Annotated in this window: 27 protein-coding genes; 4 read left to right on the top strand and 23 right to left on the bottom strand. The window is 60.2% G+C overall.

From position 1 onward, the window contains the following. Positions 1 to 534 precede the first annotated feature (534 nt). On the bottom strand, positions 535 to 735 hold the full coding sequence (locus tag AC1DF8_RS26280) for a hypothetical protein (RefSeq protein ID WP_478155605.1): 201 nt from the start codon (positions 733 to 735) through the stop codon (positions 535 to 537). Positions 736 to 1,608: 873 nt separating this feature from the next. Between AC1DF8_RS26280 and AC1DF8_RS26285 the strand changes: the two genes are divergently transcribed. Further along, positions 1,609 to 1,962, top strand: coding sequence for a DUF982 domain-containing protein (locus AC1DF8_RS26285; RefSeq protein ID WP_478155606.1), 354 nt, complete (start codon positions 1,609 to 1,611; stop codon positions 1,960 to 1,962). A gap of 125 nt (positions 1,963 to 2,087) precedes the next feature. Here the strand turns inward: AC1DF8_RS26285 and AC1DF8_RS26290 are convergent, their stop codons facing one another. From AC1DF8_RS26290 to AC1DF8_RS26305, 4 genes are read right to left on the bottom strand one after another with little or no spacing between them, the layout of a single operon-like run. After that, on the bottom strand, positions 2,088 to 2,537 hold the full coding sequence (locus AC1DF8_RS26290; protein ID WP_478155607.1) for a hypothetical protein: 450 nt from the start codon (positions 2,535 to 2,537) through the stop codon (positions 2,088 to 2,090). Then, the gene (locus AC1DF8_RS26295; RefSeq protein ID WP_478155608.1) at positions 2,537 to 2,920 is read right to left on the bottom strand and encodes a ubiquitination-like system serine protease family protein; all 384 of its coding nucleotides are present in this window, start codon (positions 2,918 to 2,920) and stop codon (positions 2,537 to 2,539) included. Before AC1DF8_RS26295 ends, AC1DF8_RS26290 begins: the two co-directional genes overlap by 1 nt. Beyond that, positions 2,920 to 3,270 carry a hypothetical protein gene (locus AC1DF8_RS26300; RefSeq protein WP_478155609.1) on the bottom strand — a complete coding sequence of 117 codons (351 nt, stop codon included), beginning with the start codon at positions 3,268 to 3,270 and terminating at the stop codon, positions 2,920 to 2,922. Before AC1DF8_RS26300 ends, AC1DF8_RS26295 begins: the two co-directional genes overlap by 1 nt. Beyond that, complete coding sequence (locus AC1DF8_RS26305; RefSeq protein WP_478155610.1) at positions 3,267 to 3,860, bottom strand: glycoside hydrolase family 19 protein; 594 nt, start codon at positions 3,858 to 3,860, stop codon at positions 3,267 to 3,269. The genes AC1DF8_RS26300 and AC1DF8_RS26305 overlap by 4 nt, the downstream gene beginning before the upstream one ends. Before the next feature lie 385 nt (positions 3,861 to 4,245). Here AC1DF8_RS26305 and AC1DF8_RS26310 point away from each other — a divergent pair, with 385 nt between their 5' ends. Further along, positions 4,246 to 4,590: a hypothetical protein gene (locus AC1DF8_RS26310; protein ID WP_478155611.1), complete on the top strand. Its 345-nt coding sequence runs from the start codon at positions 4,246 to 4,248 to the stop codon at positions 4,588 to 4,590. Here AC1DF8_RS26310 and AC1DF8_RS26315 read toward each other — a convergent pair whose 3' ends face one another. Genes AC1DF8_RS26315 through AC1DF8_RS26345 form a run of 7 tightly spaced genes read right to left on the bottom strand, consistent with a single transcriptional unit; the run spans position 4,591 to position 14,028 of the window. Continuing rightward, positions 4,591 to 5,631, bottom strand: a complete 1,041-nt coding sequence (locus AC1DF8_RS26315; RefSeq protein WP_478155612.1) for an SGNH/GDSL hydrolase family protein — start codon at positions 5,629 to 5,631, stop codon at positions 4,591 to 4,593. Further along, positions 5,625 to 7,214 (bottom strand): hypothetical protein, encoded by a 1,590-nt coding sequence (locus tag AC1DF8_RS26320; protein ID WP_478155613.1) that lies wholly within the window; start codon positions 7,212 to 7,214, stop codon positions 5,625 to 5,627. The genes AC1DF8_RS26315 and AC1DF8_RS26320 overlap by 7 nt, the downstream gene beginning before the upstream one ends. A gap of 13 nt (positions 7,215 to 7,227) precedes the next feature. Next, positions 7,228 to 9,429: a phage tail protein gene (locus AC1DF8_RS26325; protein ID WP_478155614.1), complete on the bottom strand. Its 2,202-nt coding sequence runs from the start codon at positions 9,427 to 9,429 to the stop codon at positions 7,228 to 7,230. Beyond that, a complete protein-coding gene (locus tag AC1DF8_RS26330; protein ID WP_478155615.1) occupies positions 9,426 to 9,842 on the bottom strand; it encodes a DUF6950 family protein in 417 nt (138 codons plus the stop codon). Before AC1DF8_RS26330 ends, AC1DF8_RS26325 begins: the two co-directional genes overlap by 4 nt. 6 nt (positions 9,843 to 9,848) lie before the next feature. Continuing rightward, positions 9,849 to 10,463, bottom strand: coding sequence for a hypothetical protein (locus tag AC1DF8_RS26335; RefSeq protein WP_478155616.1), 615 nt, complete (start codon positions 10,461 to 10,463; stop codon positions 9,849 to 9,851). Continuing rightward, positions 10,463 to 11,194 carry a hypothetical protein gene (locus AC1DF8_RS26340; RefSeq protein WP_478155617.1) on the bottom strand — a complete coding sequence of 244 codons (732 nt, stop codon included), beginning with the start codon at positions 11,192 to 11,194 and terminating at the stop codon, positions 10,463 to 10,465. Before AC1DF8_RS26340 ends, AC1DF8_RS26335 begins: the two co-directional genes overlap by 1 nt. Positions 11,195 to 11,196: 2 nt before the next feature. Further along, the gene (locus tag AC1DF8_RS26345; protein ID WP_478155618.1) at positions 11,197 to 14,028 is read right to left on the bottom strand and encodes a phage tail tape measure protein; all 2,832 of its coding nucleotides are present in this window, start codon (positions 14,026 to 14,028) and stop codon (positions 11,197 to 11,199) included. Positions 14,029 to 14,085: 57 nt separating this feature from the next. Here AC1DF8_RS26345 and AC1DF8_RS26350 point away from each other — a divergent pair, with 57 nt between their 5' ends. After that, a complete protein-coding gene (locus AC1DF8_RS26350; RefSeq protein ID WP_478155619.1) occupies positions 14,086 to 14,373 on the top strand; it encodes a hypothetical protein in 288 nt (95 codons plus the stop codon). Here AC1DF8_RS26350 and AC1DF8_RS26355 read toward each other — a convergent pair whose 3' ends face one another. The 4 genes from AC1DF8_RS26355 to AC1DF8_RS26370 form a co-directional block, all read right to left on the bottom strand. Next, positions 14,374 to 14,661, bottom strand: a complete 288-nt coding sequence (locus tag AC1DF8_RS26355) for a phage tail assembly chaperone (RefSeq protein WP_478155620.1) — start codon at positions 14,659 to 14,661, stop codon at positions 14,374 to 14,376. A 59-nt stretch (positions 14,662 to 14,720) separates the two neighbouring features. After that, positions 14,721 to 15,149, bottom strand: a complete 429-nt coding sequence (locus tag AC1DF8_RS26360; protein WP_478155621.1) for a hypothetical protein — start codon at positions 15,147 to 15,149, stop codon at positions 14,721 to 14,723. 190 nt (positions 15,150 to 15,339) lie between these two features. Beyond that, entirely contained in the window at positions 15,340 to 16,080 is a 741-nt protein-coding gene (locus AC1DF8_RS26365; protein ID WP_478155622.1) for a hypothetical protein, read from the bottom strand. Positions 16,081 to 16,138: 58 nt separating this feature from the next. Beyond that, positions 16,139 to 16,570, bottom strand: coding sequence for a phage tail terminator-like protein (locus tag AC1DF8_RS26370; RefSeq protein WP_478155623.1), 432 nt, complete (start codon positions 16,568 to 16,570; stop codon positions 16,139 to 16,141). Positions 16,571 to 16,586: 16 nt separating this feature from the next. Here AC1DF8_RS26370 and AC1DF8_RS26375 point away from each other — a divergent pair, with 16 nt between their 5' ends. Beyond that, positions 16,587 to 16,802, top strand: coding sequence for a hypothetical protein (locus AC1DF8_RS26375; RefSeq protein WP_478155624.1), 216 nt, complete (start codon positions 16,587 to 16,589; stop codon positions 16,800 to 16,802). Here the strand turns inward: AC1DF8_RS26375 and AC1DF8_RS26380 are convergent. From AC1DF8_RS26380 to AC1DF8_RS26410, 7 genes are read right to left on the bottom strand one after another with little or no spacing between them, the layout of a single operon-like run. Next, complete coding sequence (locus AC1DF8_RS26380; RefSeq protein WP_478155625.1) at positions 16,756 to 17,217, bottom strand: hypothetical protein; 462 nt, start codon at positions 17,215 to 17,217, stop codon at positions 16,756 to 16,758. The genes AC1DF8_RS26375 and AC1DF8_RS26380 overlap by 47 nt on opposite strands. Next, entirely contained in the window at positions 17,217 to 18,269 is a 1,053-nt protein-coding gene (locus AC1DF8_RS26385; RefSeq protein WP_478155626.1) for a phage minor head protein, read from the bottom strand. The genes AC1DF8_RS26380 and AC1DF8_RS26385 overlap by 1 nt, the downstream gene beginning before the upstream one ends. Then, positions 18,269 to 18,442: a hypothetical protein gene (locus tag AC1DF8_RS26390; RefSeq protein WP_478155627.1), complete on the bottom strand. Its 174-nt coding sequence runs from the start codon at positions 18,440 to 18,442 to the stop codon at positions 18,269 to 18,271. The genes AC1DF8_RS26385 and AC1DF8_RS26390 overlap by 1 nt, the downstream gene beginning before the upstream one ends. Next, complete coding sequence (locus AC1DF8_RS26395) at positions 18,439 to 18,807, bottom strand: hypothetical protein (protein ID WP_478155628.1); 369 nt, start codon at positions 18,805 to 18,807, stop codon at positions 18,439 to 18,441. The genes AC1DF8_RS26390 and AC1DF8_RS26395 overlap by 4 nt, the downstream gene beginning before the upstream one ends. Continuing rightward, on the bottom strand, positions 18,804 to 19,298 hold the full coding sequence (locus AC1DF8_RS26400) for a DnaT-like ssDNA-binding protein (RefSeq protein ID WP_478155629.1): 495 nt from the start codon (positions 19,296 to 19,298) through the stop codon (positions 18,804 to 18,806). Before AC1DF8_RS26400 ends, AC1DF8_RS26395 begins: the two co-directional genes overlap by 4 nt. A 14-nt stretch (positions 19,299 to 19,312) precedes the next feature. Beyond that, entirely contained in the window at positions 19,313 to 19,624 is a 312-nt protein-coding gene (locus tag AC1DF8_RS26405; RefSeq protein ID WP_478155630.1) for a hypothetical protein, read from the bottom strand. Between the two features lie 12 nt (positions 19,625 to 19,636). Continuing rightward, entirely contained in the window at positions 19,637 to 20,653 is a 1,017-nt protein-coding gene (locus tag AC1DF8_RS26410; protein WP_478155631.1) for a DUF2184 domain-containing protein, read from the bottom strand. Between the last annotated feature and the right edge of the window lie 9 nt (positions 20,654 to 20,662).

The raw sequence follows: 20,662 nt of genomic DNA on the forward strand, positions 1-20,662 counted from the left end.
GCCCCGAGTCGTAACCGACTGGCGCCGGGGACCCGAGCCATGCCAAAACTTTAGAATTTACGAAAATAAAAAAATATTTTCTGGGAAACAGTGATACAATGCACTTGTAGAATAATTTTTTTTAAGGAGAAAAATCATGCAATATTATTTTCCCGGCCTCACAGGAAGGCAAATCGCTATGTTTCTCATCGAGACATCGGTGCTTACAGCTGCGCTAGCTGCCGTGCTCGCTGTTACCATACCTATGATCTGAGCCAGACGACCTCTGCTAGTTGTTGCCCTGCGCCAATTGCTAAATGTTAACGGCGCGGAGACATCTTTTCTCACGCAACCTCAGAGGTTGGCAGCATCGATTGTTCAAGGCCCGCGAGCCTCCCCGCCTCGGGCTTTTTTTCCACAGGACGATGTGGAACCCTTTGTCTCCGATAACGTTTCGCGCTGGGCCGTTGTTTCCTGTACTGCCTAGAGGCTCATCGCCACCCCGCGATGGGCCTTTGTTGCACCGGGCCTCGCCACCCATGATGATGGGGCTGGTCAGTGCGCCAATCGAGACGCGTTGAGGATTTTCACGGCCGTAGCTTTCAGAACATCCACCGAACTCATTGGAACTTTTCGCTCCGCAGACGTATCCAGAAGGTCGGCAATCTTTTTGGCGGCCATTTCGTCCCCAGGAATGGTGTAGACCCTCGCAGGGTCGCGCAACTGCGCTACGAGTTCTTTGATGTCGTCCGCCATGCGGCTATTCTAATCAATTGGCGTGAACTAACCACAAAAATGATCGACAGTTCCAACGCGCCGGGAACTTTTGCCATATATCTCGGTTGAAGCGCGGGACCGCGTGGTGAATCTGTCTCCAACAGTGAGCCTTCGTGGGCCTCGCCGCGCGGTCCGCTTTCCTGTTGTGCCAACTAGCCCGCTTCGGCGGGCTATTTTTCGCCCCCCGTATGCGGGGGTTCGACCTACTGCCGACGACGTGCTGAACTCCTGGCTATCAGGAGGGCCAGCTATGCTCAGCTCATTTCATACCGCAGTGCAGATCGATCAAGCACGATGGGCAGTCACATTCATTTGCGAATTCGGGCTGCTATCGGCAACCCGGCTCATGTCCAGTGCCGAATTCATCGAGATGATTACGGCCGAGGCCAAGTGCCATGGCGACGAAGCAAATTCATTCGCAGAAGGGGAACAAACCGATCGTGTGTAAGTCATTATATTGGGATCGCGTGGCGGCATGTCCTGCCCTCCCTCTGTTAGCCCGGAGGCCGCGTGATCCCACCAATCAAGCCGAATGTCATTCCTCAACTCACCAAGGCACCGCCGCCGTTGTCCTATCGGATCGTGCATGCTCATCATGACGGATTGCATTAGGTCATTTTGATAACTTGCTTTAAACGCAGCTATGTCACCACAATTCGTGGCCGGCCTCGGGTTTTCCAGTCTATTGGTGTGGAACCCCTAAGTCCCGCTGATTGAAACGCGGGGTCGGCACCAAGCACCGGCTTTAAACCCCCAACCAGGTCACCATGGCGTCGCCCGGAAGGGTTATTGACGGAACGAATCACAGGCGCATCTGTTGAGTCGCGAATCAGTAAAGCGTGAGGTGTCGCGATGAATGCAGCGACTGGAATTCCGATCAGACCGTTGACTATTCAGGCAGGCGACAAAGGCCCCGGTCGACTTGGCGCGACCGTCGAAGATCTCATGGGAATGCTCATGAGCACGCGGTGGCCGAACAAGTCTTCGCCCAGGTTCAGCCGCGCGATGAGCGCCTGCATGGACGCCGCGGTTGGTGGCAGCGGCGACAAAGCCCGCAAGGCTTTTGTCGAAGCGGCGCACGATGCAGGGATCGTGGTATCGCCTGACGATGACAGGAAGCCTACCGCCCGCCGGCGTAAGTCTTCTTCACCTGATCGTAAAAGCCGGCGCACCGATCGTTCTTCTGATCTTCCCCATCCGCGATGAACTCCCATCGAAGTAGGGTGTTGCGCGGTTTCTCCTTCGAGGACGCATAGGCCCGGGGTATCTTCGCGCGGCATTCGCCCGGGAGATCGGGGAGGATGACGGCCGCTTGAGCCCTGCCCTTCGTCTCAGCGGCTGCAGTAGCGCGTTGAGCCGTGCTGACACAGCCAGATGATATCAGCATCGCTCCAATTGGGGCTATCAGTGCCAGTGTCTTCAGCAATAGCCTTCTCCAGCTTGTCTTGCGTTTCGGCTTTGAGGCGCAGGGCGGCATCAGCGCGTTTTCGATACTCTTCGGTGATCTGCGCCGCTTCGGTCGTGCGACGGCGCTCCTCGGCAAGCTGTGAGACGAGCGTGTCCCGTTCGAACTTCGTCACCATGTCGGCTGTCGCCAGCTTCACTTGCTGGGCGGCGTAGGTGTGGACCCGGCCGGCGGTGAGATCGCCGAGGATCGGGATGCTCGGGAGGAAGGGAATGCGGTTCGCGCCAGGGATGCCTTCCTCGTAGAGCAGGAGTCCGACGAACAGGACGCCTCCGATTCCGATAAGCCGGGCGACAGCGCCGAGGATCGCGAGCATCAGGCTTCCCCAATGATCTGATATCCCGGATCGAAGTCCGGCATGTCGACGGTCTGACCAGCGAGACTGTGAGTGCAGTCGCCAAGGAACTGGATTTTGCCGTCGGTGACGAACGAGTGGCAGACACTGCAAAGCGGATCGACCTCGCGCGCCTTTGCTCGCTTACAGATATGGCAATCCTCTGCGGTCGTTCCATCAGCATAGTGACCGGCGCGGATGAGCACTGAAGGCGTGAAGGTGGGCGCGTCCGGGTTGCCATTGTAGCCCCATCGCGGACCATCGCCTTCGCCGACGCCCACCATATGAGCGCCATCACAGCCAGGGCACCAGAACATGAGGCGTCCGCCTTGGACGCTCCGAAGCTTCTTGGAAATCGCGGCCATCATCGGCCTCCTGTATCATTCGGATTGTAGGGACGAGGCGAAGGCTCATAGGGATCGATGACCGGCTCGCCATCGACTGCGACCGGCGGGGACGCATAAGGAAGCCCGGTGCGGGTCGCGAGGATCGCGGCGATATCCTGGGCGGTCGCGAAACCTGTGTAGAAAAAGGCCAGCGAGATAATCAGGACGATCCATCCCCACGCAATCGTCTGGTTGACCACCGTGTCAGGCGCGTTCTCCATGACCATCAGGCGCCAGCAGGCGAAGATGATGAGCGGGAAGATCACGGCGCGGCGCCACTGCCATCCAGGCTCCCCGCTGCGCTTGGCCTCTCTCGGCTTCGGCATCATGCGGCGTCCTGCAGAGCATCATAGAAGCGCTTGGCATAGCCGGCGATATCGTTGGCTCGATCGAGGCCATTGATGATCTTGCGAGCGCTCACCCAGTCCGAACTCTTCGGCGTGAAGTAGTCCGCGAGCTTCTTGCCAGTGAACAGACCGCGCTGCATGCCTTCGAACATGATCTTGACCGCGATCGTATCCTGCATGGCGGCGTCCGGGTTCGCCACCAGGTCGAGGCCAACAAGTTTGCTGAAGGTCGTGTAATTGCGCCGGCCGGTCAGCTGCACGAGCCCGCGACCAGCGAACCGAACCCCATCTCCGCTCTGGGTGTTGCCTAGATCGGCAGCCACCTTCGGCCTCTGACCTTTCGGGTCGTACATCCGGAAGAAGTATTCCGTGCCGCCTCGCTCGTGGATCGGCTGCATTGTCTGGCCGGTTTCATGGAAGGCCGTTGCCAGCATGTAAGCCAGCCAGCGAGGATCGATGACAGCCTTCCCGGCCTCGTCCAGCACTGCTTCCATGCCATTGACTTGCGACTGCGAGAGCGACCCGCCGAACAACGACGAGCGCACCGCGGCGTAAAAGTGCGCCCGGTTCATGGTGATGTCTCCGATTTTGGGAAAGTTTCGCGCAAGCTTCGTGGTGGATTCAGCGGCTTGCAGGAATCAAATGACGCGAGCATGTTTTCGCGGGTGATCATAAGGATCTTCGGTTATGGCGTATGACTGGACCGGCGCGCGCACTAGGCGCATTCGCCGTATCAAATTAGCTCTCGCTTCTATGATTGTTCTGGCAGTGGTATCCGCGCCCGTGCTCGCCCTGAGCTGACCAAAGGGGCGACGCTTCTCCCAACCAATCTTGCGGTAGTCGCGGTTGGTGATGTCTCCGATGGAAAGAAAAAACCGCCCGGAGGCGGTGTTGTTGGTTGAACGTCTAAGTGTTATTCGAGACACATCGGATAGCGCTTAGAGATATGTAACCGCCATGGCGGCCGAGCTTCGTTCCAAGATCAGAAACTACCTCGTGCACCTGGCATCAGATGCCGGCGCTCCCACGCTTGCGCACGACCGCTATCCGCCGACGGATGCCATTGGGATCTCGGTTAAACTCGTACGGCGGTTCTTTTTTCTGGCCGTCGATGCTGTTCTCTCGATGAGGAGAGGTCACATCGAATTCCTCGGGCAGAACGTGAAGGCCACCCTCGCCGATGGCCGGCAGGTAGTCGGGCCAAGAGCGCTCTATGTTCTAGGCTATCGGTATGGCCGTCCGCTTTACAGAATGGCAACGGGCGACGAGATCGAGCTAGATCAAGAGATGCGATCCTGGTAGCTACGCCGCTATCAGCACACTTAGAGCCGCAGCTATCTCGGAAGCCCCGAGATCATTCGGATGGATCGTGTCCGCAAGCCGGTCAGCGGAATTGGGCATGATCGACAAGCCGTTAATGTATGTGACGTTCGCGCCGCCGGCATTCGCGACCGCGCTCTGGATCGCCGATCGATACTGCGCCAGCGTGATCGTGTTGGTGTTCGGGCTATAGATCGGGCTTATAACGTAGATCTTCGCGGTGGGAAGAGCCGCCTCGGCGTTGTTGATCCACCCTTCCACTGATGCTTGGAACGTCGCCAGCGCCGTCTGAGCCACGAAGTTGTTATAGCCGATCATATACGTGACGCGGTCAGCCCCACTGCCAGCCAGAGAGTTCGCCTGCGTCGCCACCGCAGTGTTCGAACCGTTTGCCTCGTTGAGCAACTGGCGTCCCTTGGCAGCGGCGAGCTTGTAGGCCCAGCTGTCTGTCGTCTTCGTGGCCAGGAACCCATGCGTGATGCTGTCGCCTTGAAGAACGAGTACGCCCGTCGGCCGCCCGGCTGGCGTTTCGAATGTCGCCCCGAGGTTGACCTCGATCGAGAACAGATCCATGCCGTCGCCATAGGGCCAGATCAGCTCGATCGTACGCATAGAGACGCCGGTGAGGCTTAGCGTATAAACCACGGTTGCGCTCCCTGTGTCACCGACCGGGCTCGTGAACGTGGCCGCCACAACTCCATCGACCAGCAGCGTCGAAATGAAGTTTCGCGCATCTAGCCGTGTGACTAGACCGTTGTAGAAGACCTTGAAGGTTATCGATGTCGCATCCGTCCTGATCCGCGCTCGTGAGCCAGGCGAGCAGTGCTGATAATTGTTCCCGTCTGTAATTGGGCGGATGAAACGAAGTCGAGTGGCGCTTCGCTCGACGATCGATGCATAGTCTGTCACATCGATACGGGCATCAYCCGGTTTCAGAAACGTCGGAGACGCAACGTAGGGAATGTCCGGTGACGGAATGCCAATGCCCGGGAATGGCATGACGCGCGTGAGAAGCCCTACCATTGCGCTACCTCGACGAGCTTGAATTGTGGTGGGCCAAACGTCGTCGACCGAACGCCGACCGAGGTTCCGCCCGTCCCGGCGGTCGTCGAGGGCGTGAGGACGGTCCCAGCTGAGAACGCCGCTGCATGCCGCGCGTGAATGACCCCGTTGAGGCCGGCAACGCGGTCGAAGTAGCGATTGAGAATAGAGTCGATGTGGCAAGTTGCGTAAAGGCTCGCCGGCGCCACGGTCCACGCATAGGAGACATCAAGCTCCATTGTATAGAACCCTTGCCGCGGGATGACCAATTGACCAGAGGCATTGATTGCGTGCTCAGCGCCGGTATGCATGGTGTTGTCGAGAGCCGACTGCCACCCCGACAGATTGAGCTGCACGTTGGCTGTCATGCCTATGTCGGGGCCAGGAGCGGTCGCATAGAGCGTACAAGGGATGCACCGACCGCCAATGATTTCCCACTCAGTGGCGCGAGCGATAAGGGTCATGTTCTCGCCGGCCCACATGAAGAGGCCGCCGGAAGCGTACTTGCCTACAGGATTCGTCGTATAGGCAACTGCCAGCAAGCCACGCGAGGAATCGTTGACGCCGATGTCCAGGACGCGCCCGACATTCAGAGCCGGGTTTGGCAGCGTCACGGTATAGGTTGCCCCGTCTGGGATGGTCCAGCGGTGCGCCTTATCGAGGTCGCCGGACACCAATGATGCGTTCGCAGTACGCTGGACGGCATTGACGTAGTCGATTGTGGTGCCCGGCAGCGGTAGACCTTGCCACCATGCTCCATCGGCAGACTGGAAGCGATCGCCAGTACCAGGATCGGATGTGAGGCGCTTGTAGAAGCGCGGCTGCGGCGAGAACGAAGCGATGGCGATATGCGTCGCGCTCGAAGCGATGTTCGCTGCCTGAGCTGTCGCGACATCCGGATAGATCCGGAACAACAGCGAGCCGGCCGCGACATTCGCATCAACGGCAGCCTGCTCGGCCGCCGCCTGGGCTGCCTCGGCAGCTGCGACCACTGCGTTCGAAACCTGATCCGACACGAGACGGAAGGTCGAACCGGAAACGATGCCCAAGATCTGCATGCCTGCGATTAGACCGCCCGGAGCGACGTCGTTACCCGCGTTCGTCTTGATGGTCAGCGGCGATCCACCGTTGAAGGCGATTGTCACCGGGGAAGCGTCAGTCGCTTCGAACACGCCCATCATAATCAACGCCGACTGGCTGACAGGGATGCTTGTCGTTGCCTGAATGGCGTTCGGCGTTCCCGCTCCGGCATCAGTTGCGACAATGAAGGAATATGGCAGGTCGCCCCGCCTTGCCCACGAACCAGTGTTTGCCGCGCCCAGCTTTTGGTAAATGCCATTGAAAGCGGGAGCAGGATCTCCGAGCACCCACGCCATGGTGTTCGCGCTCTGCGTCAGATCCGCGTATAGCGCCGCCCTCGTACCATAGATCTTACCGCCAGTGGCGAGGAATGATGTGATGGTGTTTTCAACCCAGGTTCCCCACGCGCGAATTTGAGCCTTGTCCGGCTCATACGGGTCAGTCGCCGGGCCGTCGGCCCAAATGACAACAGCGCTCTCTGGCATGTTCGCTCTTTCTTTAGATGGTAATCGTGGATGAGGCTTGTGTGGCAGACGGGATGCCAGAGCCGTTTTCGGCTCCACACCAGTATTTCCAGGTTCCCGCACCAGGTGTGTTGGGGAATGAGATCGTCTGGTTGGCCGTGACGTTGTACTGACCGATCAGGGTCGCCGCGGCGAAGCTTTGGCCTGTGGTGCCTCGCTTGAAGACGAGGAAGCGGGTGTTGTCATTGGCCGCTGTCGCGGTGACCGTGACGGTGCCAGAGGCATTGCTCGTGGTCATGTTGATCGGGGCGGCCGGCGCCGACGGATCGACGGTCGAGGTGACGTTTGCAGTGATCGACCACGGGCCGTAGTCGCCGTCAGAGGCGATGAACGCGACTTGCACGTCCAGCAGCTTGTTCGACGGCACGACATTCGTGCTCATGTCGATGAAGCCGCCGACCGGGACCGGGTTTGGGAACCGCTGTTCGATCCAAGGTCCCGGAGAACCAGACCCCGCGTCGACAAGGCGATATCGAACCACCGGAATGAGGCTGTCATCCTCCGGGTCAATAATGACGACCCGGACATAGACACTGTCGCCGTTGGGCCTCGCCTGAACAAGATTAATGACCGGCGTTAGGACGCCGGCCTGGCTTGTTCTCGGCGGGGTCGACGGCTGACGCCCTTCATCCACAGCGGGGTTCCAGATGTCGATATTCTCCGGGTGCTGCATGATGTCCATCACGAAGCCGCCCTGCAGGAGCGAGAGCACCGACTTGCGGTTCTCGACGATCTTGCCGTCCAGCCTCGGAAGCATGTTCGGTGCGGCAATTCGTACCCACCGGCTATAGACCGAGTTGATCCCTGAAAGCCTGACGTTGAGCTGCCCCGTCACCTTCTGCTGAAGGCGAAGCCAGTCTCGCTTCCCGAGCCGTCTGGCCTGCCGCCATTGCTGCACCCACTGGTAGTTTGCCTCCTGCGCCAGGACACGACCAGCTGTCAGCTGAGCGCCGACGTCCTCGAAATAATCCGTATCGGACGTGGCATAGCCGATCTCGGGATAGCAGAACTTCGGAACCAGCCGATTGCACTCGTCCTCGAAGAGCACGTCATATTCGATCTGGTGCCCGACGATGTCAGCGTCCGTCAGGGTGGTGAGGTACTTCGCCCGGAACTTCCCGACGATGAGCAGGAGAGCGCCGTCGCCGCGCTCGCAGATCCAGCCGTCACAGGAAGCAAGGATTGCGTTCGTCCCCGCCTTCGGGTCGTTCTCGGTCGTGTCGAAGCCGTTGCATTCATACCGACGCTCGAAGCCGCCCGCCGCCAGCGGCACGAGCTCGTCGCAGACGTTGGCCTCTTCCTGCCACATGTCGAGCACCGGCAGGATAGCGCGCTTGTAGTCTCGACGGTGGCCGAACTCGTTGAAGCACTGATGCCACGCCATGATGACGGCGGCATTTCGCGTCCACTGCCAGGTGTTCGGATCTTCCGGGTTCTGCGTAGGGTCGCGAAAGTCCCAGCAGAGCGCCATATCCGCTTCGCATGAGAGCTGCGGCGGGCCATAGGGGAACGTCTTGTTCTGGCGCTCGGCCTTGTCGCTGGCTGCGATCATGGCGATCGAGGCCTGCCCGTCGCCGCGGTGATTTGTGGTCCAGACACCTTGGGCCTGGAGGTTGGCGGCTATCTCGCCGTAAGGCGTTTCCGGGACTGTTCCATAGCGGTAATAGACACGGACGTTCCTGCGGTAGTTCGTGCCGTCCTCGATCGTGCCATCTGCTTCGAGCACCACCTCATCGTCATGCAGCCACCAGCGATTGATCCGCTTGATCCGATGCCCTGCGATCGCCTGCACGGCATAGAGGTTCTTGCCGACGGCCTCCCACAGCATATAGGCGCCTGCGATACGATTCCGGCCGACACCCCACCAGCGGTAAGGAATGGACTGGATCTTCGGAATCTTACCGTCTTCAGGCTTTGGCGGCTTCGGCGCGAGCAGCGCCTGAATGCCGATCGAGATCGCTGTGGTTGCGATAGCGGCCGCACCCGTCGCCAGAATGCCGGCAGTCGCGGCAGAGAAGCCGAGGGATGTGAACAGGCTGGTGAACAGCGGCGTGAAGATAGGATCGTAATGCGCGGTCGTGCCACGCAGAAATCGGTCCTGCCATTCCCACCGGTGAGCATCGAAACAGTGCTCGGCCTCGCTAGGGACGCTCTCATAGGTCGTCTTCAAGCTCATGCGGGCAGTCTCCAGGCGGCAATAAATTCGGCCTTGGTCGCGCGAACGCCGCTCGGGTGGATGCATGCCCACAGAGGCCCGAAGCGGATGGCCCCGATCAGTGCTTCTGATTGATCTTCAAACGTCTCGCCGGTCATGGCCTTGATCAGCCCGATATCGCCCGTATCAGGATCTTGGATGCGCTTGGCCTTGAGCGGTGCAAGCTGATGCTCCATGAGCGCCAGAGAGCCGCCATAGGCTTCGAGGATCTGGTAGGCCCCCTCGCGGGTCCGGTATTGCCCACGGAACTCTTCAGCGGGGTCGATATCTGTCGCGCGTTGGACCCATGAGGCCGGGAAGGTCAGGCAATCGTCGCCGCCCACCCCGCCCCACCGGAAACGGTGCGGGAGCGCAAGGAAATGATGAATGTCCATGAAGCCTCAGCTGAAGACTGGCCATTTAGGCTGGATCCCGCGAGCAAGCCTTGGCGTGCCGTCGCAGAATGCGTCTGTGGGATAGAGCGAACGCTGCATCGCGTCCGACCAGAGAACCTTGGAAGGCCGGGAGCGCGTATTCTCGCCGGCAACCACTGCGAGGCTGAGTGAAAGCGTTGCCGTCTCCCCTTCCCGGATCGGCGGCCGCGCTTCCTTCGGATGCGATGCAACTCCGGTCCAGATCGGGATGATCTTGCTCATCGGCTGGTAGTAGCGATCGAGCGTCGTCAGTCCGACCTGAACGAGCTTGCCGCGCACCGGCGGGATGCTGTCGATCATCTTGGCGCCGGTGGCCGGGTCGATACCGGAGACCGAGAAGTCCACCGCATCGGAGGTTCCGTTCACCAACACCTCGAGCGATGGAACGCCGATCAACCTTCCGCCGCCGAGATAGACAGTCCCATCCGGGTCGATACCGTCGAAGCCGATCGGCACGTCATTGACGCCGAACCACATATGGAGCGCCGGGTCCGTGTCGATGCGCAGGAAGACGCCGAGCTGATGACTGCCGCGCATCTCCTCGATGACCTCGGCCGGCACGTATTGAGCCGAATATGACATCAGAACGCTTCCGTGAACTGCACGGTCGGGCGGGAGGAATACCAGCCGCTATAAGCCCACGGGACTGTGACACCCTTCGGCAGCTTCATCACGCAGCGAGGGCGGGCAAGCTCGACGCGAGTGCTTCCGGTGACCGCCTCGCGCAATGGAGGACTCAACGCCAACCTGTAAATCGGGTCGGCGTCGTCACTCTTGTCGATCACCTCCCAGTGACGATAAACGCGCCATCCCTTGGTCGGATGATAAATAGAAAACCAATCCGACCAGCGGAGGTCTCTGGCTGCGCCGAAGACCTGCATGGAGATAATACCGGCATTGAGCGGCGCATCCTCCCTCACCTCGCCGTAGACCGTCGCCTGTGAGTATCCTGAGCCATCCGAGAACAGAGCGCCATCCGAATGCGGAATGCCCTTGATGATCGGCCGGCGCGTGCCTCTGATCACCGGAAAAGGCCCGATCTTGTCGTTGACGATCGGGACGTTGATGAAGCGGAACCCGCCATTGAGGCGAGCGCCAAGCCAGTTCAGCACCTCGAAGCGTTCGTCCGGGCCTTCCAGCACCATGTTCGAATAGGTGGCGGTGATGATCCCGCCGCCCGATGTCTCGATGCTGATCGGCTCCCCCACCCCGTTCACGCCGCCGTCGAGGCCGCTGCCCGGGTTATCGAAGCTTGCTTCCGTCGGCCGCAGGAAATCCACGGGGAACATCGGCTGATCGGTGTATGTCGCCATCCTCAGCCCACCCGTGAATTGAACTTCTTCTGCGTGCTTCCGAAGCCGCCGCGCGCCTGGTCGATCTTGTCCTGGTAGAGCGCTTCCTGAGCACCCTGCCTGGCGAGCTCGCGGACATGCTCGTCACCGCTTCCGCCGTGGACATGGACTTCCAGCTTCCGAGGCGACGTCGGGCCATTGTCATTTCCCGCACCCATCATCTGGGCGCTGCGGTTGGTGTTGAAGACCTGCGAGCCCTGCGGGAGGTTGACCAGCTCAGGCCCGCGCTCGCCGACGATCGACAGGCCGCCCGGGGCATAGTTGGTTCCGTCGGCATAAAGGCCGATGCCGCCGAGCTTCCATGCGTTCGCGAACTGCGCGGACGAAGAGAAGATGCTCTTGCCCACGCCTGACAGCGCGCCCAGCAATCCACCTCCACCACCGGAGACGCCGGCAGCTAGCGATTGACCAGCCTGTGAAAGTCCCGTGCCAAGCTGCGAAAGCCCCTGCGTGGCAGATCCCGCGGAATCTGCGAGTTTGTTGACCGCATCTGCCGCGGTCTTGCTTACGCCGCCGATCCCCTCGAAATTGCCGATCCCGGCTTTGCCTGCGCCGTACCATGCTCCCCAGCCGTTCTTCGAGGCATAGTCGAGGGCAAAGTCGACACCGGCCGGGCCGTTCTGCGCTAGCGCTGGGTCGAGGCCGGTCTTCGACATGAACGCATTACCGAGGCCGCCGCCCTTGTAGAGCTGGAAGGGACCGAACGACGGCTCCCGGATGCCGCTCTTCATGATGAAGTTGGATTGCTGATTCCAGCTGCTAAGGCCGCCCTCTGATTTCGCAACGCGCAGCGCGATGTCAGGGTCGATGCCCCGGGCGGTCGCCGCCTGGCTGATGTAAGACGCTATATCACCGAGCGGCGCGCGGCTTACCGGGATCACCGGAGCCTTGCCCATGTTGTCGTTGGCAGCGGTGCCGATCACCGCAGATGCGATCGAGCCGACGCCGGCAGATGTGCCGCCGCCCTTGCCGCCTGTGAACAAGCCGGAGATCAGGTTTCCGATGCTGTCGAAGAACTTCTTCCACAGGTCGGATGCCTGGCTTGTGATGGCGGCCTCAAAACCCTTCAGAAACGCTTTACCGATATCGTGGCTGCCGGAGATGAGCTCGCTGCTGAATGCATTGCCGAACTCGGTGGCGATCTCCTTTGCCTGCTGGCCGCGAAGCTGCTGGCGGATGGCGTTGGCCTCTGGCGAGTTCAGATCCTCATTGAAGCCGTAGCGGTTCAGCGTGGTCGCAACCTGCTGATCCATGGCGCTGCGCTCGGCCTGGCGCTGCTGGAAGCTAATGTCGAGCCAGAAATCGGCCTTTGCCTCCTGCGCGCGGCGATATGCCTTTTCCAGATCGTTGACCTTGTCCGTCTGGTCGTCGATCTCGAAGAAGTTCGGCTTCTGGCCGGGTATCGGGACGTTCGTCAGCCGGCCGTCGCTGTTCAGGATCGTCGGCGCGCCGGGATCTTGGTCGAGATCGAGAGGGCGGCGGGCTGGGGTCGGAACGTTTGACGGAATGAAATCCGAAGGTCGGAAGGTCCGCCCACCATCGGTGAAGGTCGAACCGGCAACGATGTCCTGCACGTTTCGCGGACCTTCGATCCATACGCCGCGGAAGCGTTCGGCCGCTTCAATGGCCTTCTCGATGTTCGGTGCCAATTGAGCAAACGCTTTGCTGAAATCGACAACGGGGGCAACCCCATACTGTTGAACGGCACTGCCAAGCTGTTGCTGAACTCGTGTAAGATCGGCCATCGTTGCCGAGCCATTATCGAGCCTTTCGCGAAGGTCAGCCCAGGCGTCGCGAAGATCACGGACGATTGTAGCGTTTTGCGGATCCCCCTGCAGTGCGCGGAACGCCGCGACCCCCTGCTTTTGAACGGCATCCAAATTCTTTGAAAGCCCATCGAGCTCGCGACCAGCCAGAAGATCACCGGCCTCGCGTCCCTGAGTGAGTTTGTCAACGCGGTCGAGCTGATCGACATAAGCCTTGAGTGCCGGCGTGGCATCGCCCCAGAGATCTGCCGCGCGGCGGATGACTTCGTTCTGCTCCTCGAAGAGCTTGCTGACCTTTCCCGATCCGGTTTCTGCGGTCGTAAAATACTGAACGAGTGCCGCAACGCCAGCCGTAAGGCCGATCGAGACAAGCGAGACAGGGCTCAAAAGGGAAGCGAATGCGGCGGCGAGGCCGGCTACTGGCCGCTCCATTTGAGAGATGGCGCCGGCCAACTGAAAACCCTGCTGCCCTGCGATAGTGCCGACTGAAGCCCCACCAATCGCCGAGGTGACGATATCCTGAAACTGGAAGCCAGCATTGATCGCAGAGGCGCGCTGCGCTCCGCTATTGCTATTTGCAGCCTTCATCGCTGCGCCCGCCGATGCTGCTGACGTGCGCAGCTTCTCATAGGCCATTCGCTCTCGATCGAGCGCCTGTGTCATCTGCTGGGCATTGATCGCACCGACCTTATGCGCCCGCTCGATCTCGCCGACCGCTGTCTCGTAATTTCGTGTGGCTTGAGCGAGCGGCTGATACTTCAACGTCAGGCGTTCCACCTCCATACGGAACGCGCGGACATGCTCATCCTGGTCCGCAAGAGACTTCGCCATTCGCTCCATCGGAGGGGCAGCTTTGCTTGCACCATCGGCAGCGCGGGAGAGCGAGCCACCGAGCGAAGCGGCCTCAGACTCGAGCTTATCCGCTGCCTGTTGCGTGCGAGCGGCGGCAGAGGTCAGCTTGTCGAGCTCGGCAGCAGCGGACGAAGCCTGCGAACTGTCGATCTTGAACCCGAGGGTGGCTTCCGTCACTGGCTTTACCTTAGAACGAGTGTTGCCTTATGTTCCCGGAAAATCGGGAAAACGTGCATGAATGGATGGATGAAGTGGCTGATCGCTGTGACTTGTATCGTCGTGATCGGCGGAATCGGGTATTTCGCTAAGGTGGGCAGAAGCGATAGGCAGCACTCCGCCAAGGCCGCGAGGATCAAGCTGGACTCGACGTACTGTCACGAAAGGTTGGCGCAGATCCGTTCCGGCAAAATGAGCGCCGATGACATCCCTGTCGTGGACGACTGCTTTCTGAAAGGCTTGGTCAAGCAATCGGATGTTGTCGATGCATTCAAAGCCGCAACAAAGAAGCGGACCGAGAAATGATCACTTCCGCTTATTCGGGAAGATCGCATCGAAGAGCCGGCTGCTAAGGGGCCGCTCGGAAACCTGCTGTTCCGGCTCTTCCTTCTCGACCGCTTTCTGCGCCATCAGCTCCCGACGCTTCAAATCCATGGCTATGATTGCGTCAAGCTGCCATTGCCGAAGTGTCACCCCACGAAGCCGCGACCACTCGGCGATAGCCTGAAACCCTATCGCATTCGCACCGAAACCATTCCCGGTGCGCTGACTGTCGAGTTCGCGGAACCAGTACCAGACCTGCTCGCCTGCCACCGGTACCGCGATTTTCTTTCCCTCTTGCTGATCAACGATGAGCCGACAAAGCCTCGCGATCAGCTTTTGGTAAAAGAGCTCCGGCGAACCGCCCTCACCTCGACCTGGTCACGGATGATCCTGAACTTGGCATAGAGGTTGCGGACATTTTCTTCCGAGAAGGGAATGACTTGACCGCCGATCTTCGGGTTGGGCGTCCAGTGCGTGGTCGACTTGGCGAGGATCGCGATCATCCGTTCGTCGGCGTCGTCTGGGGCATCGACTGCGGGGTCGAGGCTGGAGCGCTCAGCGGCCTTCTTTGCGAACTCCGCTGCAACGTCGCGCATGGCCTTCTGCATGCGGTCGCTGTCAGGGCCTACGAAGCCGATCTTGAGACCGATTGGCTTGCCCTGTTCATTGAGGATGTCGATCTCGATCCCCTGCTCTTGGGATTGCAGCAAGGATTCGAGGCCGGAGAGATCGGCGAAATCTTCAGATTGAACGGTCATAGTCACCTTATTCCTGTGAAAACAAGCTGTTTTGGTGCTATAGACGACGAGCCCGCCGAGCGTTGGAGCGCTCAGGCGGGCTCTAACCAGCCCAACCTGGGAAAGGTCGAAATGGCTACTTATCGTCTATGCGCGATTCATGAATGCAGCAAGACGGCGGTTTCTTAGGCCGGTCCTGGGTGTGGCTTGATTAAGCCCCACCGACAGGCGCGACAGTTATTACGGGACTATTGATTTCAACGTTCCCCTGCAGGAGGCGGGCAGTGTTCGCGCCGCCGCCGTTCTCCTGCGCCGTCATGACGATGCCATAGAAGAACTTGGTGGTGCCCGCCGGAACGGTGGCGATCGTGTGAACGCCTGACTGCGTGCCGGTGGTGGTGATCGCCGCGCCGCCGGGAGTTGCGGACAAAGTGATCGTGTTGGCATCGGTGACCGTCTTCACATAGTAGGTCGTGCCAGCAGTCAGCCCAGTCGGCAGCGCGCCAGTGGTCGACAGCTTGACCGGGTCATTGACCTGGCGGCCGTGGCCCGTCCATGTAATCACGCCCGGCGAGGCGATGGTGATGGTGGCAGTGCCGGTGACGACCGGCGGCGCATCGTCGAATGCCAGCTTGAACGGATAGTTGAAATCCGTGTTCTCGGCGGCGATCAGAGCGATCTGGCCGGGATCGTTCGGCATGATGATGAAGTTGTTCTGCATCGAACCGGCGTTGCGCGTGCCCTTGGCCTTCAGCGTGCGGCCCGAGGAAATGACGTCTTCGGAGATGAGCGTTGCTGCATCGCCGATCGCGCCCATCGTCTGCCAGCCCTTGAGCTCGGTCCAGGTGACGGAAGCGAAGTCGGTGGCATCGATATCGGCATCATCGGGAACCGTGTTGACGGCAGGGCCGATATAGATCTTGGCACCTGCAACCGGGTAAAGCTGCGGCATGATCGTTTTCCTTCATGTCTGATTGCGCACTTGCCTAAGGTGCAATGAGGCAGGCCAATCAGGCCGGAACTTGCGGGTAGCAGAGCCACCGGGTGGTGACGGGTATGTTGTGGTGCGTCTCGCCGGTTACGAGGACGCCGATCTCTGGATCCTCATCGATGCGGATCTGCGTATCGACGCGAAAGAGTTTCGTGCCACGGCGAAGGTGCGCTCGAAGCTGGCCGGCGACGTTGTAGCCATCGACGATCGCCGAATTCTTCGGCCACATGACGTTGGTGCGCAGGAAACCCTGGCGGATCGGGTCCATCGCAAGCGACAGGTCCGTTTCGATCGAGCGGTTGAAGTGGACCTCGACGCTGATGAACTTGCTCGATGCGGTCGGAGTGAAGGTCACCCCCGGCAGGATCATCGTGACGCCGGCGGGTGGAACGAAGTCCTGGCACCGCAAAAGCAGCGCCTGATAGATTTTCATTTCAACCGTATCGGCCATCTGCTACCTCTGGCCCATGGCCGAAAAACCGCTGAGCGATGAAGAAGTTTACGATCTGCTGCACCAATCGCTGTCGCTATTGCTGAACCGCACCGTGCGGACGAGGCATGCTCAAGACGTGCTCGCGATGGCGATCCGTGACCTGACGATGATCCAGACGGCGTTCCTGGCGCTGACAGAGGGCGTCAAGCTTGATCAAAGCGGTTCCGAACCTTCGCCTCAGCCTGAGTGACGATCTGCGCCCATCTCTGCGCAACAGCGTCAACGAATCCGAAGCCGGTCTGGTTATAGGTGCGCCCGAGCGAGTCCGTGCCGACGAACCCATAGTTCATGCGAGCAGCATAAGCGGCCTGAAAGCCGAGATAGACCGTGTCACCGAGCTGTGAGCCTGCGATCACGAGTTCGATCCCGCTATCCTGAAACTCTGTCTTGTCCTCGCGGATCGTCGGCATGTCTGCGGTCGAAGCCATCAGCGAGCGGCGAAGGTTGCCAGTCTCGAGCGGCATCCGTCCGCCTTCTGCCACTGGCGTCCGGACCTCATTGGCGACGGCTTGGGCTGCCTCGTGAAAGATGGCTTCCTCGCGCTCAAGCTCTGCCTTCGCCCATTCCGATACCTGAGCGGCGAAAGACAGTCCCTCAGTCGACATCAGCGGCCTCGCGAGCGGGCATAGGCTTCGGCGAAGTCGAAATTGTATTCAACGTCACAGCGGCAGCCGATGATTTCGTCCGGTCCAGCGCCGAGCGCTGTGTCGCCTGGGAAGCGCAAGAGCGCACCGGATGGAGACTGAAAAGCCTGATCCATGCCCGTTACCTCTTGCGCGTTCAGAACCTGATGCGTGTGTCGGACCCGGCTATCACCGGCCGATCGCCACTTGCGGGTGACGAGCGTCGCATCCCTGCCCGACTTCGCAAGCGCCTGATTGAAGGCTTCATGCTTTGCGGACATGACCGAAGTCGTCGTCTCGGTTCTGGCGATCGTCTCGCCACGAAGGCGCAGGTTCCGGTCTCGCAGGCGCATCAGCACCTTGCCGAGCGTTTCCTTGTCCAGCGGCTTGCCAGCGGCGATGGCGCGCTGGACGGCTTTGTCGAGCCGCTTGTCGCGGGTCTTGAGCGCCAGATACTTCCGCATCAGCGCCGGATCGCCCGACAGAAGATTGATGCGGGTGCGCTCAATCAGCTCGGCTTGCGGACCGTTCAGGCCGATGATACCGCCTTCCCGCTTACCAGTGGTCGCGGACTTCCGGCCGACGAGGTCGAGAGCGATCTTGTTCGGCCCTCCGCCCTGCGAGTAAGCTTCGACGATAGTCTGCCGAGCCGCTGCGACTGTCTGCCCGCTGATGTTCGTGATCATCGTCGAGGACAGATTGCGGATGTTCGCCTCTGCCCCCTGATTGCTCACGTCCCAGCGGAAGACGATGCGGTTTCCGAATGCATCGGCAAGCCGTGGCATGTTCTGCGAGGTCAGGAGGCCGCCGGCGTCGTATGCCTGCCTTAACGCCTCAGACAGCGGGCGGAAGGCGGCCGGATCGATATGCAGCGCCTGGATGGCGCCCTCGATATCCCTCGCCTCAAGCTTCGCTACCACCTCGCGGAGGATGATCTCGCTCTTGATGTCGTCGATCGCGTCGAGAAATGCCTTTTCGAGCGTCGGGGCGAGTTTGTCGACGAGATCGAGCAGCTGCTGGCGAAGGGTTGCCATTATTCGGCGTCAGAGCCCTTTGCGGCCTTCTTCGGAGCCGGCTGCTCTACTTCCATCAGCTTCTGCCCGACGCCGATGGTTTCGAGCGCGGTTGCCTCGCCGTCGGAGAGGTCCTGGAGGATCGAACCGGCGTTCCGGCCTTTGTACTTCTTGGTGAGCAAGACGTTCGTCATGGTGCTGTCCTTCCTTGGCAGATGAAGACGACGTTGGTCATGCCGTCGTAGTTGTTCGGATCGTCATCGACGATGTGATATTCCTTGCCGTCAGCGCCTATCGCGACATCACCGACCATTGGCGAGACGCCAATCCCGATCGAGCCGATGTAAAGCTGCTTGTCCGATGCCAGGATGTTCGTGCCGTCGACGTAGCGGCGGTCATAGGTGGCCGGGAAAAGGCGACAGGGGTAATCTGTCGGCGTTCCATCCCCACCGGTGACCGGATCGGGCGGCGTTATACGGCGGATGGTGCCGGCCTGCCCGTATTTTGTGATGAGGCGCTGCGCAGTCGCCTGCAGTCGGGTGTAGAGCGGGTTGCTCATACGACCAGAATCCCCGGGACGATCGGGCATAGGAAAGGCCAGAGCAGCCCCTCGATCAAAGTGACGACCGGCGTTGCCATGGCAATGATGTCTTCCATGCTGGTCGACGAGGAAGCTGCATACTCGACTTCCAACTGACCGACTTTCTCTCGTTTCACGGTGGAATTTGCCGTGACGACAGGCGACAGGATGCCGGGAGTGCCGAGTTCCAGCCAAGCCGCCTCATATGATGCGTTCTCGATCGCAACCGGAACCATGTCAGATGGAATGGCTTCACCGTAGTAGGTTGACGCTTCCGTGCGTGGCCATGCTCGTTCTTGTGCAAAGCCCCCGGTGCGCGTGCCACTGAAACGGGCTTCATACCGATCGATGGCCAGAGAGCCGCGCTGACGTGCAGCGGTTATCTGGGCATCGTTCGTCTCGTCGGGAACGACATAGCCGGCTGCGTCCCAGTAGGCTTGTGCAGCTGCGTTGGTACCGTATCCGGCCATGTCGGTCTCCTGTATTACTCAGCGAGTTTCGCGTCGATCTTTTCGCGAAGCTGCTCGGCAGACCAGCCGTTGAATGGCTTCTTGCCCATGACGTCGAGGTAGTCGGCGCGGAGCTTGGCTAGGTCTTCGACGGGTGGCTTATTTTCACCGGCCTGCCCTGCGTCTCCACCGTCAGTCACGATCACCACAGATCCGGAAGCTTCCAGGATGTGCAGGTAATCGTCTGTGAACTCGCCTTCGGCATCTCCGAAGGCAGGGATGCGGACTGGTCCGTCCCTGCCTTGGAGATCATAGGGGCTGTTCGTCAGGTTCTTCACCTTGACCATGTAAGCCCCCTATCAGGTCGGCGTTTCGCTGATGCCGTCGAGGTACCGGATGGCCGCGGTGGTGAGCATCTCAACACCGCCGGTGCGGAAGATGCCGGGAACCTGCCAGTTCAGCGGGCCGTCCTGGTAGACCGGCAGGAACCGGTGAGGCATTGGAAGGTGAAGCTTCACATAGTTCTCGTCGTTCTTGTAGACGACCATGCGTCCCTTGCCGGTGACACCGGCCGTGGTTGCCGCCGTACCCAGTTCACGAACAGAGCGGACCGTGAGGGGTCGGCCGGTCGTGAGCGTGTACAGGTTGGTGCGGAGCAGGAACGACAGGATCGTTTCCATCGTCGTCGCGCTGTATGGCGTGGCGGCAATGTAGTTCAGGGCTTCATCCGGCAGGAGAAGCGTATCTGCCAGTTCAACCTTATTGGTGGCAAGGTTGATGCCCTGCAGGCCGATGTTGACATCACGCACGATCTGCGCGGGCGTCTTGAGGCCGACGCCGGCGGCGTTAACCCAGAACGTCGAGGAGCCAGTTCCATCGGCTGGCACCGCAGCAGCCGCAACACCCGGATAGTTCGTGACGCCACCGAGACCCTTCTCGGCGCTGCCGAAGAGCGTCAGGTCATACATGAACTTCGTGTATGCCAGCCGAGCAGCCTTCGCGCGACGGTTCGGCAGATTGCCCCCGGGGATCTGGATCGCCGCGTTGACTTCCGAGATGTTGAACTGGTAGCCGATGGCCGCCAGGTGGAAGTTCTTGAGCTGGAAATCCTGGTTCACGTCAGCGAGCGGGATATCCTTCGCCGCGCCGGACTGCCAGTTGGCCGCACCCGACATATCGGAGAGATAGGTCAGGATGCCGGGCGCCCACGGATCGCCTTCGGTTTCGACGTAGATCAGCCGGCCGAAATCCCAGTCGGGATAGCGCGTCTCGTAGACGGTCTGATTGATGCGGTAGGCTTGCGCGGTGACGAAGGCGAGCGCCTGCGTGGCGTCCGCCATCATCACAGGGCCGCCATTGTGTCCAAGTCCATACATTGATGTGGC

Source organism: Rhizobium sp. 05N49, from assembly GCF_056396805.1.